The organism is Streptomyces sp. NBC_01166, from assembly GCF_045039765.1.
GTDB lineage: Bacteria > Actinomycetota > Actinomycetes > Streptomycetales > Streptomycetaceae > Streptomyces.
Genome location: NZ_CP108613.1, coordinates 778458 through 790782, shown reverse-complemented (window position 1 = coordinate 790782; position 12325 = coordinate 778458). Strand labels below are relative to the sequence as shown.

General features: G+C 71.4%; 13 protein-coding genes. 6 read left to right on the top strand and 7 right to left on the bottom strand.

Annotated features, from left to right (window positions below; translation table 11 throughout):
* Positions 1-22: 22 nt before the first annotated feature.
* Both OG379_RS03870 and OG379_RS03865 read right to left on the bottom strand, forming a co-directional pair.
* On the bottom strand, positions 23-1381 hold the full coding sequence (locus OG379_RS03870; RefSeq protein ID WP_393754880.1) for a gluconate:H+ symporter: 1359 nt from the start codon (positions 1379-1381) through the stop codon (positions 23-25).
* Positions 1381-2790 (bottom strand): homoserine dehydrogenase, encoded by a 1410-nt coding sequence (locus OG379_RS03865; protein ID WP_405659278.1) that lies wholly within the window; start codon positions 2788-2790, stop codon positions 1381-1383. Before OG379_RS03865 ends, OG379_RS03870 begins: the two co-directional genes overlap by 1 nt.
* 200 nt (positions 2791-2990) lie before the next feature.
* On the opposite strand from OG379_RS03865, the gene otnK reads away from it, so the two are divergent.
* From otnK to OG379_RS03840, 5 genes are all read left to right on the top strand, one after another.
* The gene (gene otnK / locus OG379_RS03860) at positions 2991-4274 is read left to right on the top strand and encodes a 3-oxo-tetronate kinase (protein WP_405659275.1); all 1284 of its coding nucleotides are present in this window, start codon (positions 2991-2993) and stop codon (positions 4272-4274) included.
* Entirely contained in the window at positions 4271-4912 is a 642-nt protein-coding gene (locus tag OG379_RS03855) for a class II aldolase/adducin family protein (RefSeq protein ID WP_405659272.1), read from the top strand. Before otnK ends, OG379_RS03855 begins: the two co-directional genes overlap by 4 nt.
* 89 nt (positions 4913-5001) lie before the next feature.
* Positions 5002-5568: a PadR family transcriptional regulator gene (locus tag OG379_RS03850; RefSeq protein ID WP_405659269.1), complete on the top strand. Its 567-nt coding sequence runs from the start codon at positions 5002-5004 to the stop codon at positions 5566-5568.
* A 49-nt stretch (positions 5569-5617) separates the two neighbouring features.
* A complete protein-coding gene (locus tag OG379_RS03845) occupies positions 5618-7336 on the top strand; it encodes an acyl-CoA dehydrogenase family protein (protein WP_393754869.1) in 1719 nt (572 codons plus the stop codon).
* 105 nt (positions 7337-7441) lie between these two features.
* Positions 7442-7798, top strand: a complete 357-nt coding sequence (locus OG379_RS03840) for a hypothetical protein (protein ID WP_405659266.1) — start codon at positions 7442-7444, stop codon at positions 7796-7798.
* A gap of 57 nt (positions 7799-7855) precedes the next feature.
* Here the strand turns inward: OG379_RS03840 and OG379_RS03835 are convergent, their stop codons facing one another.
* Positions 7856-8485 (bottom strand): TMEM175 family protein, encoded by a 630-nt coding sequence (locus tag OG379_RS03835; protein ID WP_405659263.1) that lies wholly within the window; start codon positions 8483-8485, stop codon positions 7856-7858.
* Positions 8486-8588: 103 nt separating this feature from the next.
* Positions 8589-8852: a DUF5133 domain-containing protein gene (locus OG379_RS03830; RefSeq protein ID WP_405659260.1), complete on the bottom strand. Its 264-nt coding sequence runs from the start codon at positions 8850-8852 to the stop codon at positions 8589-8591.
* Between the two features lie 204 nt (positions 8853-9056).
* Here OG379_RS03830 and OG379_RS03825 point away from each other — a divergent pair, with 204 nt between their 5' ends.
* Positions 9057-9722, top strand: a complete 666-nt coding sequence (locus OG379_RS03825; RefSeq protein WP_405659257.1) for a DUF998 domain-containing protein — start codon at positions 9057-9059, stop codon at positions 9720-9722.
* A gap of 24 nt (positions 9723-9746) precedes the next feature.
* Here OG379_RS03825 and OG379_RS03820 read toward each other — a convergent pair whose 3' ends face one another.
* From OG379_RS03820 to OG379_RS03810, 3 genes are all read right to left on the bottom strand, one after another.
* Positions 9747-9974: a ferredoxin gene (locus tag OG379_RS03820; protein ID WP_393754859.1), complete on the bottom strand. Its 228-nt coding sequence runs from the start codon at positions 9972-9974 to the stop codon at positions 9747-9749.
* The gene (locus OG379_RS03815) at positions 9971-11164 is read right to left on the bottom strand and encodes a cytochrome P450 (RefSeq protein ID WP_405659255.1); all 1194 of its coding nucleotides are present in this window, start codon (positions 11162-11164) and stop codon (positions 9971-9973) included. Before OG379_RS03815 ends, OG379_RS03820 begins: the two co-directional genes overlap by 4 nt.
* A gap of 139 nt (positions 11165-11303) precedes the next feature.
* Positions 11304-12119 carry an SAM-dependent methyltransferase gene (locus OG379_RS03810; protein ID WP_393754855.1) on the bottom strand — a complete coding sequence of 272 codons (816 nt, stop codon included), beginning with the start codon at positions 12117-12119 and terminating at the stop codon, positions 11304-11306.
* Positions 12120-12325: the final 206 nt, after the last annotated feature.

The following is a 12325-nucleotide window of genomic DNA, read 5'->3' as shown; positions in this document are numbered from 1 at the left end:
CGCGTCCCAACACGGCGCGGTGTCAGGACCCCACGAACGTGCTGAGCAGGAGCACTCCGCCGAGGCTGAGCAGCGACTGCAGGGACAGCATCAGGGTCCAGGTGCGGAACGTCTGGGCCACCGAGAGCTGGTAGTACTCCTTGAACAGCCAGAATCCGGAGTCGTTGACGTGCGACAGCATCACCGCTCCCGACGCCGTCGCCAGCACCAGCAGTTCGGGGGAGAGGCCCGGGTACGCGCCGATCAGCGGAGCGACGATACCGGTGGCGGCCGCGGTGGCCACCGTCGCCGATCCGAGGCAGATGCGCAGCAGAGCGGCGACCAGCCAGGCGAGCAGCAGCGGCGGGATCGACCAGTCCACCGCGTAGTCGGAGATCAGCTTGTCGATGCCGGTCGCGGTGAGCATCGCCTTGAGACCGCCGCCGGCGCCGAGGATCAGCACGATCCCGCCGACCGGGCCGAGGCCCTTGCCCGCCATCTTCTGGAGCTGGTTCAGACCGAAGCCGGAGCGCAGTCCCAGCGCGAAGAAGGCGAAGATCACCGCGGCCAGCAGGGATATGACCGAGGAGTCGCACGCCTCGAAGACCGCGTAGGGCAGGGAGCCCTCAGCGGTGTTCGCGGTGCCGATGGTCCCGATCAGCATCAGGACGGGCGGCAGCAGCACGGTGATCAGGGCGAGCACGAAGGAGGCCGGCCGCTTCCGGTTCTCCGGCTCGGGGCTCGTCTCCGGGATCGGGCCCTTGTCGAGGTCCGGGGCCGGGCCGAACCACCGCGAGGCGAACTTGGTCAGCAGCGGTCCGCTGATCACCGCGATCGGGATGCCGATGATCAGGCCGTACATGATGGTCAGCCCGGTGTTCGCCCCGTACGCCGAGACCGCCAGCGTGGGGGAGGGGTGCGGCGGGAGCAGGCCGTGCGAGATGTAGAGACCCGCGGCGAGGGGCAGCCCGACGTACAGCAGGTGCGTGCCGGTGCGCTTGGCGACGGCGTACACCAGCGGCACCAGCATCACGAAGCTGACGTCGAAGAGGTGCGGCATCCCGATGAGCAGGGCTGCGGCGGTGATCGCCGTCGGGATCCACTTGACCGGGCGGGCGCCGATGAAGACGGTGGCGATCCGGTCGGCTCCGCCGGAGCCCAGCAGGATGCCGCCGAGTATGGTGCCCAGCCCGATCGTCGGTCCGGTGCTCTTCAGCGCGTCGCCGAAACCGTCCTGGAAGTGCTCGACGGTGTCGCCGGGACCGAGGCCCGCCGCGAGACCCAGGCCCAGGGCCGACAGCGCCAGCGCCAGGAACGGATGGAGCTTGGCCTTGGTGATCAGCAGGATCAGGACGACGACCGCGGCCGCGCCCAGCAGGAGGTTCTGGAGGTCGGTACTCATCATCGGCTCGCGTAGGGGGCGGGGGCGTCGGTGGCGCGCGAGGCGCGCCCGGAGGTCCAGGCGTGCAGCAGGTCCGCGTCCGGGTCGGCGAGGTCGCCGAGGGTGATCAGGGCGCCGGCGCGGACATCCCGCCCGAGGGTGGTGTGCGCCGCGAGGTACAGCGGTGCCGCGTCGGCGGGAGCGTCCTCGTCGCGGAGCAGGACGGCCTGGACGCCGGTGACGTCGTGGTGGTGGCCGCCCATGTCCAGCACGGTGCCCGCGGGGAGGTCGCGCCGGGCGCGGCCTGCGAGCATGGCGTGGGCGCGCGGGTCGGCGCCGCCGGAGGGCCGGTCGTGGAGCACGGCGGACAGCAGCGAGACCGGTGTCTCGACGCCCATGAGGTGGTACGGCAGGTAGATCGCCGCGTAGCGCCCGTCCCTGCTGACGACGTGGCCCTTGCCGCGCAGCGTCTCCCAGGTGACCGGGTCACCGGTGCGTACGACGACGAAGACACCGCCGGCGAACGAGGCCTCGTCCGGTAGCCGCAGCGCGCTGAACACGTCGACGGTCCCGGCGCGGTGCAGGACACCGCCGTCCTCACGCAGGGCGTAGACGTCGGCGAGTTCGGCGATCCGGGCGACCGGGTAGTGCAGGCGCTCGACGTCCGGCCGGAAGCCCGTGTTGGTCGCGACCACCGCCATCTCGCAGTAGTCGGCGGTGGCGCCGGTCGGCAGAGCGGTCAAGGCGGCCGCGCGTGCGGCGAGCGTGGCGCGCACGTCGGATCCGAGGCTCAGGAGCCCGGTCAGTTCAGGCGCGGGGACCGTGGTGTCGAGCTGGGTGACCGAGTTGGTCTCCGGGTCGTACACGAGGTCGTACTCGCTGGACTTGCCGATCGCCACGATGTCCAGGCCGAGGAGCTCCGCCCAGGTCACGAGCGCGATGAGGTTCGCGGGCTGGTCGCCGTCCGCCGTGGTGTAGACGACGCCGTTGTCATGTGCCAGGTCCGCGAGGTGCAGCCCGGCGACGGAGTCGACCTCCTTGCTGACCATGGCGACGTGACGGCCGCCGGTCAGCGCCTCGCGGGCCATCGCGTATCCGTCGGCCGGGCTTCCGGTCGCCTCGACGAGGATGTCCCAGGGCGCGGCGGAGAGCAGCGCGCCGTCCGCGACCAGGGCGACGGCCCCCTGATCCGCGGCCCGCGCGACCTCGTCGGCGTCCGCGCAGACGGCCAGGCCCTCCGCCGGGTAGCCGAGCTCGACGAGCATGCCGCGCAGCCGCTCCACGTCACGGTCGCACAGGACGGCAGGAGCCAGACGCCCGATGCGCGGGGTCTGGGCCAGCAGGGTCCGGGCGAAGCCGCCGCCGGCTCCGGACAGTGCGTAGCGCACGGTCCGGTCGCCGGTTCCGGCGAACAGGTGATGCAGGTTCATGGGCTCTCCTAGACGGGCACACGGCTCGGTTCAACGGCTCCGGCAGACGCGGTCTCGGCTACGGCACGAGCACCACAGGGGAGCGTGTTAACAAGATGTATCAGCAGATCTCGTCTGCGTAAAGTCTGTTAACATTTTTTCACACACAGGCTGCCGGGGAACTCCACCCGGTACCGCACCCCCCAACGCAAGGAGGTCCGATGCCGACCCTCGGGGCCATCGCCGACGACTTCACCGGAGCAACCGATCTCGCCACCATGCTCGTCGCCCGGGGCCACCGGACCGTGGTGACCGTGGGACCGGACGCCCTCTCCGAGGGCCCGGGGGCGGCGGCTGTGCGTGACGCCGACGCGGTGGTGGTGGCCCTCAAGTCGCGCACCGCGCCGGTCGAGGAGGCCGTCGGTACGTCACTCGCCGCCCTGCGCGCCCTGCGCGGGTCCGGCTGCGAGCGCTTCTACTTCAAGTACTGCTCCACCTTCGACTCCACCCCGCGCGGCAACATCGGCCCGGTGGCCGACGCACTCCTCGCGGAACTGGGCGAATGCCGCACGGTCGTCGTCCCCTCGTTCCCCGCCACCGGACGCACCGTCTACAAGGGCCGCCTCTTCGTCCACGACGAACTCCTCGACGAGAGCCCCATGCGGCACCACCCGCTCACGCCGATGCGGGACTCCCACGTCGGCCGGCTGCTCACCCCGCAGACCGGCCACCCGGTGCGCCTCGTCGGGCTCGACACCGTGCGGAAGGGCAGCGACGCGCTGCGTGCCGCTCTCGACGCCCCTGACCTCGCCGGCGCCCTGGTCGTGGTGGACGCCGTGAGCGACGAGGACCTGGTGACCGTCTGCGCGGCCACCGCCCACTTCACCCTCGTCACCGGCGCGGCCGGACTCGCCCTCGGTCTCACCGGCCCGCACGCCGAAGCCGCCCGCGCAGAGCCCGCCTCCCGCCCCGGCGACCCCGGCGTCGTCCTCTCCGGCAGCGCGTCGTCGGCCACACGCGCCCAGGTCGCCCACGCGCGCGCCCACCTGCCCCACCGCAAGCTCGACCTGGCCGCCCTGCGCGCCGACTTCGCGGGGACGGTCGCCGGACTCGTCGCCTTCGCGCGCCGAGCCTGGGACGACGACCCGGCGAAGCCGCCTCTCATCTACGCCGTCGACGACCTCGGCGACCTCGAACACGCGGCGCCGCACGACGGCCCCGCCGCTTCCGAGCTCGTCGAGCGGGCCCTCGCCACCTGCGCCACCGACCTGGTGGGAGCCGGTGCGCGCCGCCTCCTCGTGGCCGGCGGTGAGACCTCCGGAGCCGTCGTCACAGCCCTCGGTGTCCGCACCCTGTCCATCGGCTCGCCCATCGCCGCCGGCGTCACCTGGGCACGTGCCGAAGGCCGGGCGTACGGCCGGGACCACACCGTGGATCTCGCCCTCAAGTCGGGCAACTTCGGCGACACCACCATCTTCACGGAAGCCTGGAGCGCACTGGCATGACCGACCCCCGCACCGACCTCGCCGTCGCCGGCGCCCGGCTCGCGGCCCTCGGGCTCAGCCCCGGTTCCTCCGGCAACCTCAGTGTCCGGGTCGACGACCGCATCCTCATCACCCCCACCGGCGCCGACCTCGCCGAGGTCGACCCCGACGGTCTCAGCGTGCTCGACCTCGCCGGCACCCACCTCGACGGACCGCGGCCGTCCAAGGAATTCCCCCTGCACAGCGCCTTCTACCGGCGCGACCCCGGCAACCGCGCCGTCGTACACCTGCACGCCCGGAACGCCACCGCGGTGTCATGCCTCCCCCCGTGGTCGGTGAGGAGCGCGGTGCCGCCGCTGACCCCGTACTTCGTGATGCGCGTCGGCCAGACCCCGCTCGTCCCGTACGCCCCGCCCGGCGACGCGGACCAGGCCGAGGGCCTGGCCCGGCTGCCCTTCCCGCTCCGCGCCGCGCTCCTCCAGAACCACGGCCCCGTACTCGCCGGGCCCACGATGGCCCGCGCCGTCGACGCGGCGGTGGAACTGGAGGAGGTGTCCGCCCTGCTCCTCGCCCTGGGGGAGCGGGCGCCGCGGCTGCTGACGCCCGAAGAGGCGGGCGCGCTCGGTGTGAAGTACGACTCGCCGTGGGGTGAGCACTGAGGTCGTCCACACGGCGGCGGACGGGTGAGGAGCGTCTCACCCGCCCGCCGCCGCTTGCTATGCAACCAGTTGCATAGAACGATCGGGGCATGGCGCTCGAACACGCGATCCTCGTCTCCCTGCTGGAACAGCCGGGCTCGGGCTATGAGCTCGCCCGGCGGTTCGAGCGGTCCATCGGTTACTTCTGGACCGCCACCCATCAGCAGATCTACCGCGTCCTGAAGCGCATGGAGAGCGACGGCCTGCTCGACGTCCGCGACGTCCCGCAGGAGCGCAGGCCGGACAAGAAGGAGTACTCCGTCGCCGGCCCGGGCCGCGCCGCCCTCTCCGGCTGGCTGCACGAACCGATCGAACCCGAGAGCCTCCGCCACGACCTCGCCGTGAAGATCCGTGGTGCGGCCTTCGACGACCCGGCCGCGCTGCTCCACGAGGTCGAGCGGCACCACCGGGTGCACAGCGACCGGCTCGCGCACTACCTCGCAGGGGAACTGCGTGACTTCACCGGCCCCGGCGCCCCCGCGCCGCTCGACGCGGGGCAGGAGCTGCAGCACGTCGTGCTGCGCGGCGGCATCGCCTACGAGCGCATGACGGTCGCCTGGCTCGACGACGTACTCGCCACTCTCCACCGGCTCGGCGCGGACCATCCGCGCAGCTGAACCCGCTACCGCATCCTCCCGCCCACAACCTCCCGGAAGGCGTGCCACCATGGCCGACCCGCTGCTGTTCAACCCTCGTACCTACGACCCGGCACACTTCGACCCGGAGACCCGCAGGCTGCTGCGCGCCACCGTCGACTGGTTCGAGGCCCGCGGCAAGCGCCGGCTGATCGAGGACTACCGGACGCGCGCCTGGCTGGGCGACTTCCTCGAATTCGCCGCGAAGGAAGGCCTCTTCGCCACCTTCCTCACCCCCGCCTCCGCCGCGGAGCGAGACGGCCAGCGCTGGGACACGGCCCGGATCGCCGCGCTCAACGAGATCTTCGGGTTCTACGGACTCGACTACTGGTACGCCTGGCAGGTGACCATCCTCGGTCTCGGCCCGGTCTGGCAGAGCGACAACGCCGCCGCCCGCAGCCGCGCGGCACGACTCCTCAGCCAGGGCGAGGTGTTCGCCTTCGGCCTTTCGGAGAAGGCGCACGGCGCCGACATCTACTCCACGGACATGCTCCTGGAGCCGGACAGCGACGGCGGCTTCCTGGCCACCGGTTCCAAGTACTACATAGGCAACGGCAACGCCGCCGGACTCGTCTCCGTCTTCGGCAGGCGCACCGACGTCGAGGGTCCGGAGGGCTACGTCTTCTTCGCGGCCGACAGCCGCCACCCCGCCTACCACCTGGTGAAGAACGTCGTCGACTCCTCCAAGTACGTCAGCGAGTTCCGCCTCGACGGCTACCCCGTCGGCCCCGACGACGTCCTGCACACCGGCCGCGCCGCCTTCGACGCCGCCCTCAACACCGTCAATGTGGGCAAGTTCAACCTCTGCACCGCCTCGATCGGCATCTGCGAGCACGCGATGTACGAGGCCGTCACCCATGCGCAGAACCGCATCCTCTACGGCCGCCCCGTCACCGCCTTCCCCCACGTCCGCCGCGAGCTGGCCGACGCCTACGTCCGGCTCGTCGGCATGAAGCTGTTCAGCGACCGCGCCGTCGACTACTTCCGCTCGGCCGGTCCCGACGACCGCCGCTACCTGCTGTTCAACCCGATGACGAAGATGAAGGTGACCACGGAGGGCGAGAAGGTCATCGACCTGATGTGGGACGTCATCGCCGCCAAGGGCTTCGAGAAGGACACGTACTTCGCCCAGGCGGCCGTGGAGATCCGCAGCCTGCCCAAGCTGGAGGGCACGGTCCACGTCAATCTCGCCCTCATCCTGAAGTTCATGCGCAACCACCTGCTGGACCCCGCCGGGTACGAACCCGTGACGACGCGTCTGGACGCCGCGGACGACGCGTTCCTCTTCCGGCAGGGACCGGCCCGCGGCCTCGGCTCCGTACGCTTCCACGACTGGCGTCCGGCCTACGACGCCTACGCCGCGCTCCCCAACGTCGCCCGCTTCCGGGAGCAGGCGGACGCGCTGTGCGACTTCGTGTCCGACTCCGCGCCCGACGAGGAGCAGAGCCGCGACCTCGATTTCCTGCTGTCCGTCGGCCAGCTCTTCGCCCTGGTGGTGCACGGGCAGCTGATCCTGGAGCAGGCCAGGCTGACCGGACTGGACGAGGACGTGCTCGACGAGCTGTTCTCCGTACTCGTCCGCGACTTCTCCGCGAACGCCGTCGAGCTGCACGGCAAGGACTCGGCCACCGAGGGACAGCAGCGCTGGGCCATCGGCGCGGTGCGGCGTCCCGTCGTGGACGACGCCCGGTCGGCACGGGTCTGGGACCGGGTCGAGGCCCTGTCCGGGGCGTACGAGATGGCTTTGTGACGTCGTCCGGGTATCAGGCCGGCCCGGCCCGCATCGCTCGCGCTCGCAGGGGCATATGGAAGGTCCGGCAGCCGGAACGGCCGGCTGCCAGGCAAGGAGGTGACCATGGAAAAGGTCTGGGCGGGGCGGGCACAGGCGGACGGCGCACTGGGTGACGGCGTCATCGGGTACGACGTGGAAGCACCGGACGGGAGCGTGGGCACCGTCGTCAGGCTCTCGCCGGTCCCGGGGTTCGACCATCTGGTGATCGACGCGGGAGTCTGGAAGTTCGGGAGAAGCGTCGTCGTGCCCGCCGGCATGGTGACCGGCGTCGACGACGTCGAGCGTGTGATCAAGGTCGGGTGCACCAAGGAGCAGATCAAGGAGGCCCCGCGCTTCGAGCGTGATCAGGACACCGGGGACCTCTTCTATCTGCGTCAGCTCGGTGCGTACTACGAATCGCTGACGGCTGCCCACAGGTGAGCGGGTCCGGCGCCGTCGAGGGACGACGACGGCGCCGGACCGCTGTCCGGCCCCGCGTCAGGAGGACCTGGCGCGGCGGTACCGGCGGCCGAGCGTCACCTTGAGCGGCAGGAGGGCCAGCCAGGACAGCATGGCGGCCAAGGGTGACACGGCGTAGGCGAGCGGGGCGGTGGCGCCGAAGACCAGGGCGGTGTTCCCCAGATCGGCGGCCACGAAGCGGGCGGTCCGCTCCGTGGCGGGATCGGAGGGCCATGTCCCGTGCAGTCCTGTCCGCAGCACTGCCAGTTCCAGCAGATTGGTGAGGCATACCGCGCCCGCGTAGACGGCGACCGCCAGTGGTTCGGATGCGTACTCCGACAGCAAGGCGGTCGGGAAGGGGATGAGCGCGATGGTGCCGAGCCAGGCGAGCGCGAGTTTCAGCGACCGCCCCTCGAACCGCGGGACCAGCTCCACGATCCGGCGGTGATCCCGCCAGAAGCCCGCCAGGATCGTGAAGCTCAACGCGTAGGCGCCGAGATCCGGCACCACCTCGCGGACGGCTTCCCGGAAGCCGTCCGCGGTCAGTCCCGGCGGCACCCGGACATCGAGCACCAGCAGGGTCATGGCGATGGCGAAGATTCCGTCGGACAGGGCGGTCAGCCGTTCCGCGTTCCTCTCCTCGCCCGTTCCCGCTCGGCTGTCGTCCACCCGACCAGCGTCGCGGGGGTGAGGCGACGCCGGGCGGGATTAGGCCGACGGCGGGCACGGCGGGCGAAGGGCAACGCGGGGCGAGCCGGAGTGCAGCCGCGGGTCAGACGGCCTGGAGCTTGTCGTCCCGCTGCGTACCGACGGTCCGGCGGAGGGCGGGGGAGACCGCTGTCCGCATGCCGAGCATGGTGTCGGCGACATGGAGGGCTTGCGGAACCGTCTGGGTGCCGGTCATCACGCACAGGGTGTAGGCGGCGTCCTCCGCGGCACGGGCGGTCGCGTCGGTGGAGCGGCGCGCGTCCTCGATCCGTGCGTCGGCGTAGCGGGCCAGAGCGACTCTCAGGTCCTGAGGACTGGGTGTCAGCACAGCAGGTTCTCCTCTGTTCTGTTCAGATCCACGTCCGGTGCGGGGCGCCGGGACACGGGGGCCTTCGTCCGGCCCGGCCTAGCGGTGCGGCTGCACACGCCGTCGTGTGACCCACCGTCACGCGTGTACCCGCTTGCGAGCGGAGTACGCGCTCTCCTGCGTGTGCACCGCCCGTTGCCGGTCCGGGCGCTCTACCGTTCACCGATGCGGTCTGTCTCCTGGTGGGTCCTGTTCTCCTCGGTGTGCGCCCCGGTCCTCCTCGTCGGCGGCTGGGCGGTCTCCGCGGTGCTCCAGGGGTCCGGCTACGATCCCGCGTCGGCGACGATCAGCATCCTGGCCGCCGACGGCGCCGCCGGTTACTGGGTGATGACGTCCGCTCTGCTCGCCCTCGGAGCCTGCCACGTGGTGACCGCGTGCGGACTGCGACCCGCCGCGCCGTTCGGACGGGTGGCCCTGGCCGGCGGTGGGGTCTCGGCGATGCTGCTGGCTCTGTTCCCGGCACCGAGCAGTGGTGGCTCGTTCTCGCACGGCGCCGTCGTGGCCGTGGGGTTCTCGCTGCTCGCGGTGTGGCCGGTCCTGGCCGTGCGACGCTCCACCGCCGGCCGGGGAGCCTCGTCCGGGCCAGGTGCCGCCGGCGTGCCGCGTACGGTTCCGCCTTGGGGGCTGCGGGCCGGGCCGTCCATCGTGGCGGCCGCGCTGATATGGCTCGGCGGTGCCTGGTTCCTGCTCGCCCTCCTCGTGCTCGACACCGCGGGTGCGGCCGAGCGCGTCCTCACGTTCGCGCAGTCGTTCTGGCCTCTCGTCGTGGTCCTGTCCTGCGTCCGGGTGCGGGAAGACGGGTCCGAGGCAGGGGGCCGGGCCGACGGCTGACGCGGCAGCCCGGCCTCCCCCCTCTCAGGGACGCGGCCCGATCGCCCGGTCCCCGTCGCGGACCAGGATCGCCGCCGCGGGGCACGAGTCCGCGGCGTCCAGCGCGCGTTCGTCAGGAGCGATCCGTTCCCGGACTGGCCTGGCCCGGTCCTCGTCGTCGAGGGCGTACAGATCGGACGCCATACCCGCGCACATGCCCGAACCCATGCACAGCTCGCGGTCCACCTCGGTCGTCCACGCCACGGCGGTCACCACCCCACCGGCATCTCACGCGGACCGCGCACGAGCATCTGGTTCTTCCACTTCAGGTCCCCTGCCACATGCAGGGCGGGGAAGCGCCCGAGCAGCGCTTCCAGCGCCTCCTGAAGCTCCAGCCTGGCGAGCGGCGCGCCCAGACAGTGGTGGACCCCGTGCCCGAACCCCAGATGCTGGACACCGGTCCGGGCCACGTCGAGGCGTCCGGGGCCCTCGAACTTCAGGGCGTCGCGGTTGGCGGCACCGACCGCGACGAGCACCGGCTCGCCGGCCCGGACGAGCGTGCCGCCGACCTCCACGTCCTCCGTCGCGTAACGGGGGAAGCCGGCGCCGCTGCCGAGCGGGACGAACCGCATCAGCTCCTCGACCGCGCCGCGGATCAGCTCGGGGCGCTCCCGCAGCAGCTTCAGCTGATCGGGGTGTTCGAGCAGCGCGTACACGAAGTTCGGGATCTGGGTCGCGGTGGTCTCATGGCCGGCGACGAGGATGCCGACACAGAGGTCGACCAGTTCCAGTTCGGTGAGCCGGTCCCCGGTGTCGCGGGCCTCGATCAGCCCCGTCATCAGATCCTGCCGCGGGCTGCGCCGGTGCTCGTCGATCAGCGAACCCATGTACGCGCGCAGCTCCTCACGGCTGCGAAGGAACTCCTCGGCGGTCAGGGAGCTGGTGGAGAGGGCGGCGTCGCTCCAGGCCCGGAACCTCGGGCGGTCCTCCTCCGGTACGCCGAGCATGCGGCAGATGACCGCGACGGGAATCGGCAGCGCGTAGTGCTCCACCAGGTCGGCCGGCTGCCCCTGGGCCTCCAGCTCGTCCAGCAGGCCATGGGCCAGCTTCCGTACCCAGGGGCGTAACTTCTCCACCTGATGCACGGTGAACGCCTTCGCCACCAGGGTCCGCAGCCGGGTGTGCCCCGGAGGGTCCATGCTCAGGATGCCGCTGTCCCGGCTCCCCTCCGACTGGCGCGGCTCGTCGTGGCGGAGGGCCTCGGCCCGGCTGAAGCGGCGGTCGCCGAGGACCAGGCGCGCGTCCGCGTACCGGGTGGCCAGCCAGGCGGGGTCTCCGTACGTCATGCGTACGCGCACGAGGCCGGGCCGTTCCAGAGCTTCGTGGTACGCGTCCGCCAGACCGATCCCGTCCGGTTCGTTGAAGGGATAGGGAACCGGCGTCTCTCCGGCTGTGGCCGTCATGGTGTTGCCTCCCTGGTTCTCGGCGTACGAGCGGATCATCCGAGAATCAGGCGGGGCCGCCGACGAGGTCAACAACGCCTTGTCAGCCATACCGGACCGTCACCCCCCGCGGAGCGACGGCCCGGCTCCATGGGACGGCCTACGGCTTGCGGCCGACCGCCACATAGCCCGCGCTGACGATGTCGTCCTGGCCGGGGACGGGTTCACCGAGTCCGGGGTGCCAGGCTTCCGCTGCCACGATGCCCGGTTCGACGATGTCGAGTCCGTCGAAGAAGCGGGCGAACTGAACTCGCGTGCGGGGTGCCAGGGTGAGGGTGTTGGCCTTGTACATCTCGTTGACCTTGCCCGCCTCCGCCGGGTGGAAGTCGGCGGTGAGGTGCGAGATCACCACATGGCTGCCCGGCGCGAGCACCTCGGTCAGCCGCGCCACCAGCTCGTAGGCCCCGTCCTCGTCGCTCACGAAGTGCAGCAACGAGATCAACGAGAGCGCGACCGGCCGGCTGAAGTCCAGGGTCTTGCCGGCGTGTTCGAGGATGGCGTCCACCTCGCGGGCGTCCGCCTGCACATAGTCGATGGCGCCCTCCGGAGTGCCCTTCAGCAGGGCCTCGGCGTGCGCCAGGACGATGGGATCGTTGTCGCAGTAGACGACCCGGGCGGCCGGCGCCGCCTGCTGGGCCACCTGGTGCAGATTCGGCTCGGTGGGTATCCCCGTGCCGATGTCGAGGAACTGCCGGATCCCCTGCTCGGTCAGCCACCGGGTGGCGCGGTGCATGAACGCCCGGTTCACCTTCGCCATGACCGGGACCGAGGGTTCGACGGCCAGCATCTGCCTGCCCATGGCCTCGTCCACCGGGTAGTTGTCCTTGCCGCCGAGGAACCAGTCGTACATCCGGGCGGGATGGGGTCTGCTGGTGTCGATGCGCAGGGCGGGGGCATCGTTCTCCGGTCGGGACATGGCGAACTCCTGGGTGTGCGGGGCAGCGGATGATCAGCTTGCGACCAGAATAGGCAACGGGAGTGCCCGGGAGTCGGATGGAGCGCAACTCCGCTGTCGGACAAGGGCACTTCGCCGGTGATGTCGCCTACGTACCGGGTGAGTCCCTGGCAGGGCTGTTCGCAGACGCGGCCGGGCCGGTGGGAGCGGCGGGCAGGGCCACCACC

Bases quoted from the DNA above. Each gene is read 5' to 3' on its own strand.
- OG379_RS03870 (WP_393754880.1), bottom strand. From the start codon at position 1,381: ATGAGTACCGACCTCCAGAACCTCCTGCTGGGCGCGGCCGCGGTCGTC.
- OG379_RS03865 (WP_405659278.1), bottom strand. From the start codon at position 2,790: ATGAACCTGCATCACCTGTTCGCCGGAACCGGCGACCGGACCGTGCGC.
- otnK (WP_405659275.1), top strand. From the start codon at position 2,991: ATGCCGACCCTCGGGGCCATCGCCGACGACTTCACCGGAGCAACCGAT.
- OG379_RS03855 (WP_405659272.1), top strand. From the start codon at position 4,271: ATGACCGACCCCCGCACCGACCTCGCCGTCGCCGGCGCCCGGCTCGCG.
- OG379_RS03850 (WP_405659269.1), top strand. From the start codon at position 5,002: ATGGCGCTCGAACACGCGATCCTCGTCTCCCTGCTGGAACAGCCGGGC.
- OG379_RS03845 (WP_393754869.1), top strand. From the start codon at position 5,618: ATGGCCGACCCGCTGCTGTTCAACCCTCGTACCTACGACCCGGCACAC.
- OG379_RS03840 (WP_405659266.1), top strand. From the start codon at position 7,442: ATGGAAAAGGTCTGGGCGGGGCGGGCACAGGCGGACGGCGCACTGGGT.
- OG379_RS03825 (WP_405659257.1), top strand. From the start codon at position 9,057: ATGCGGTCTGTCTCCTGGTGGGTCCTGTTCTCCTCGGTGTGCGCCCCG.
- OG379_RS03815 (WP_405659255.1), bottom strand. From the start codon at position 11,164: ATGACGGCCACAGCCGGAGAGACGCCGGTTCCCTATCCCTTCAACGAA.
- OG379_RS03810 (WP_393754855.1), bottom strand. From the start codon at position 12,119: ATGTCCCGACCGGAGAACGATGCCCCCGCCCTGCGCATCGACACCAGC.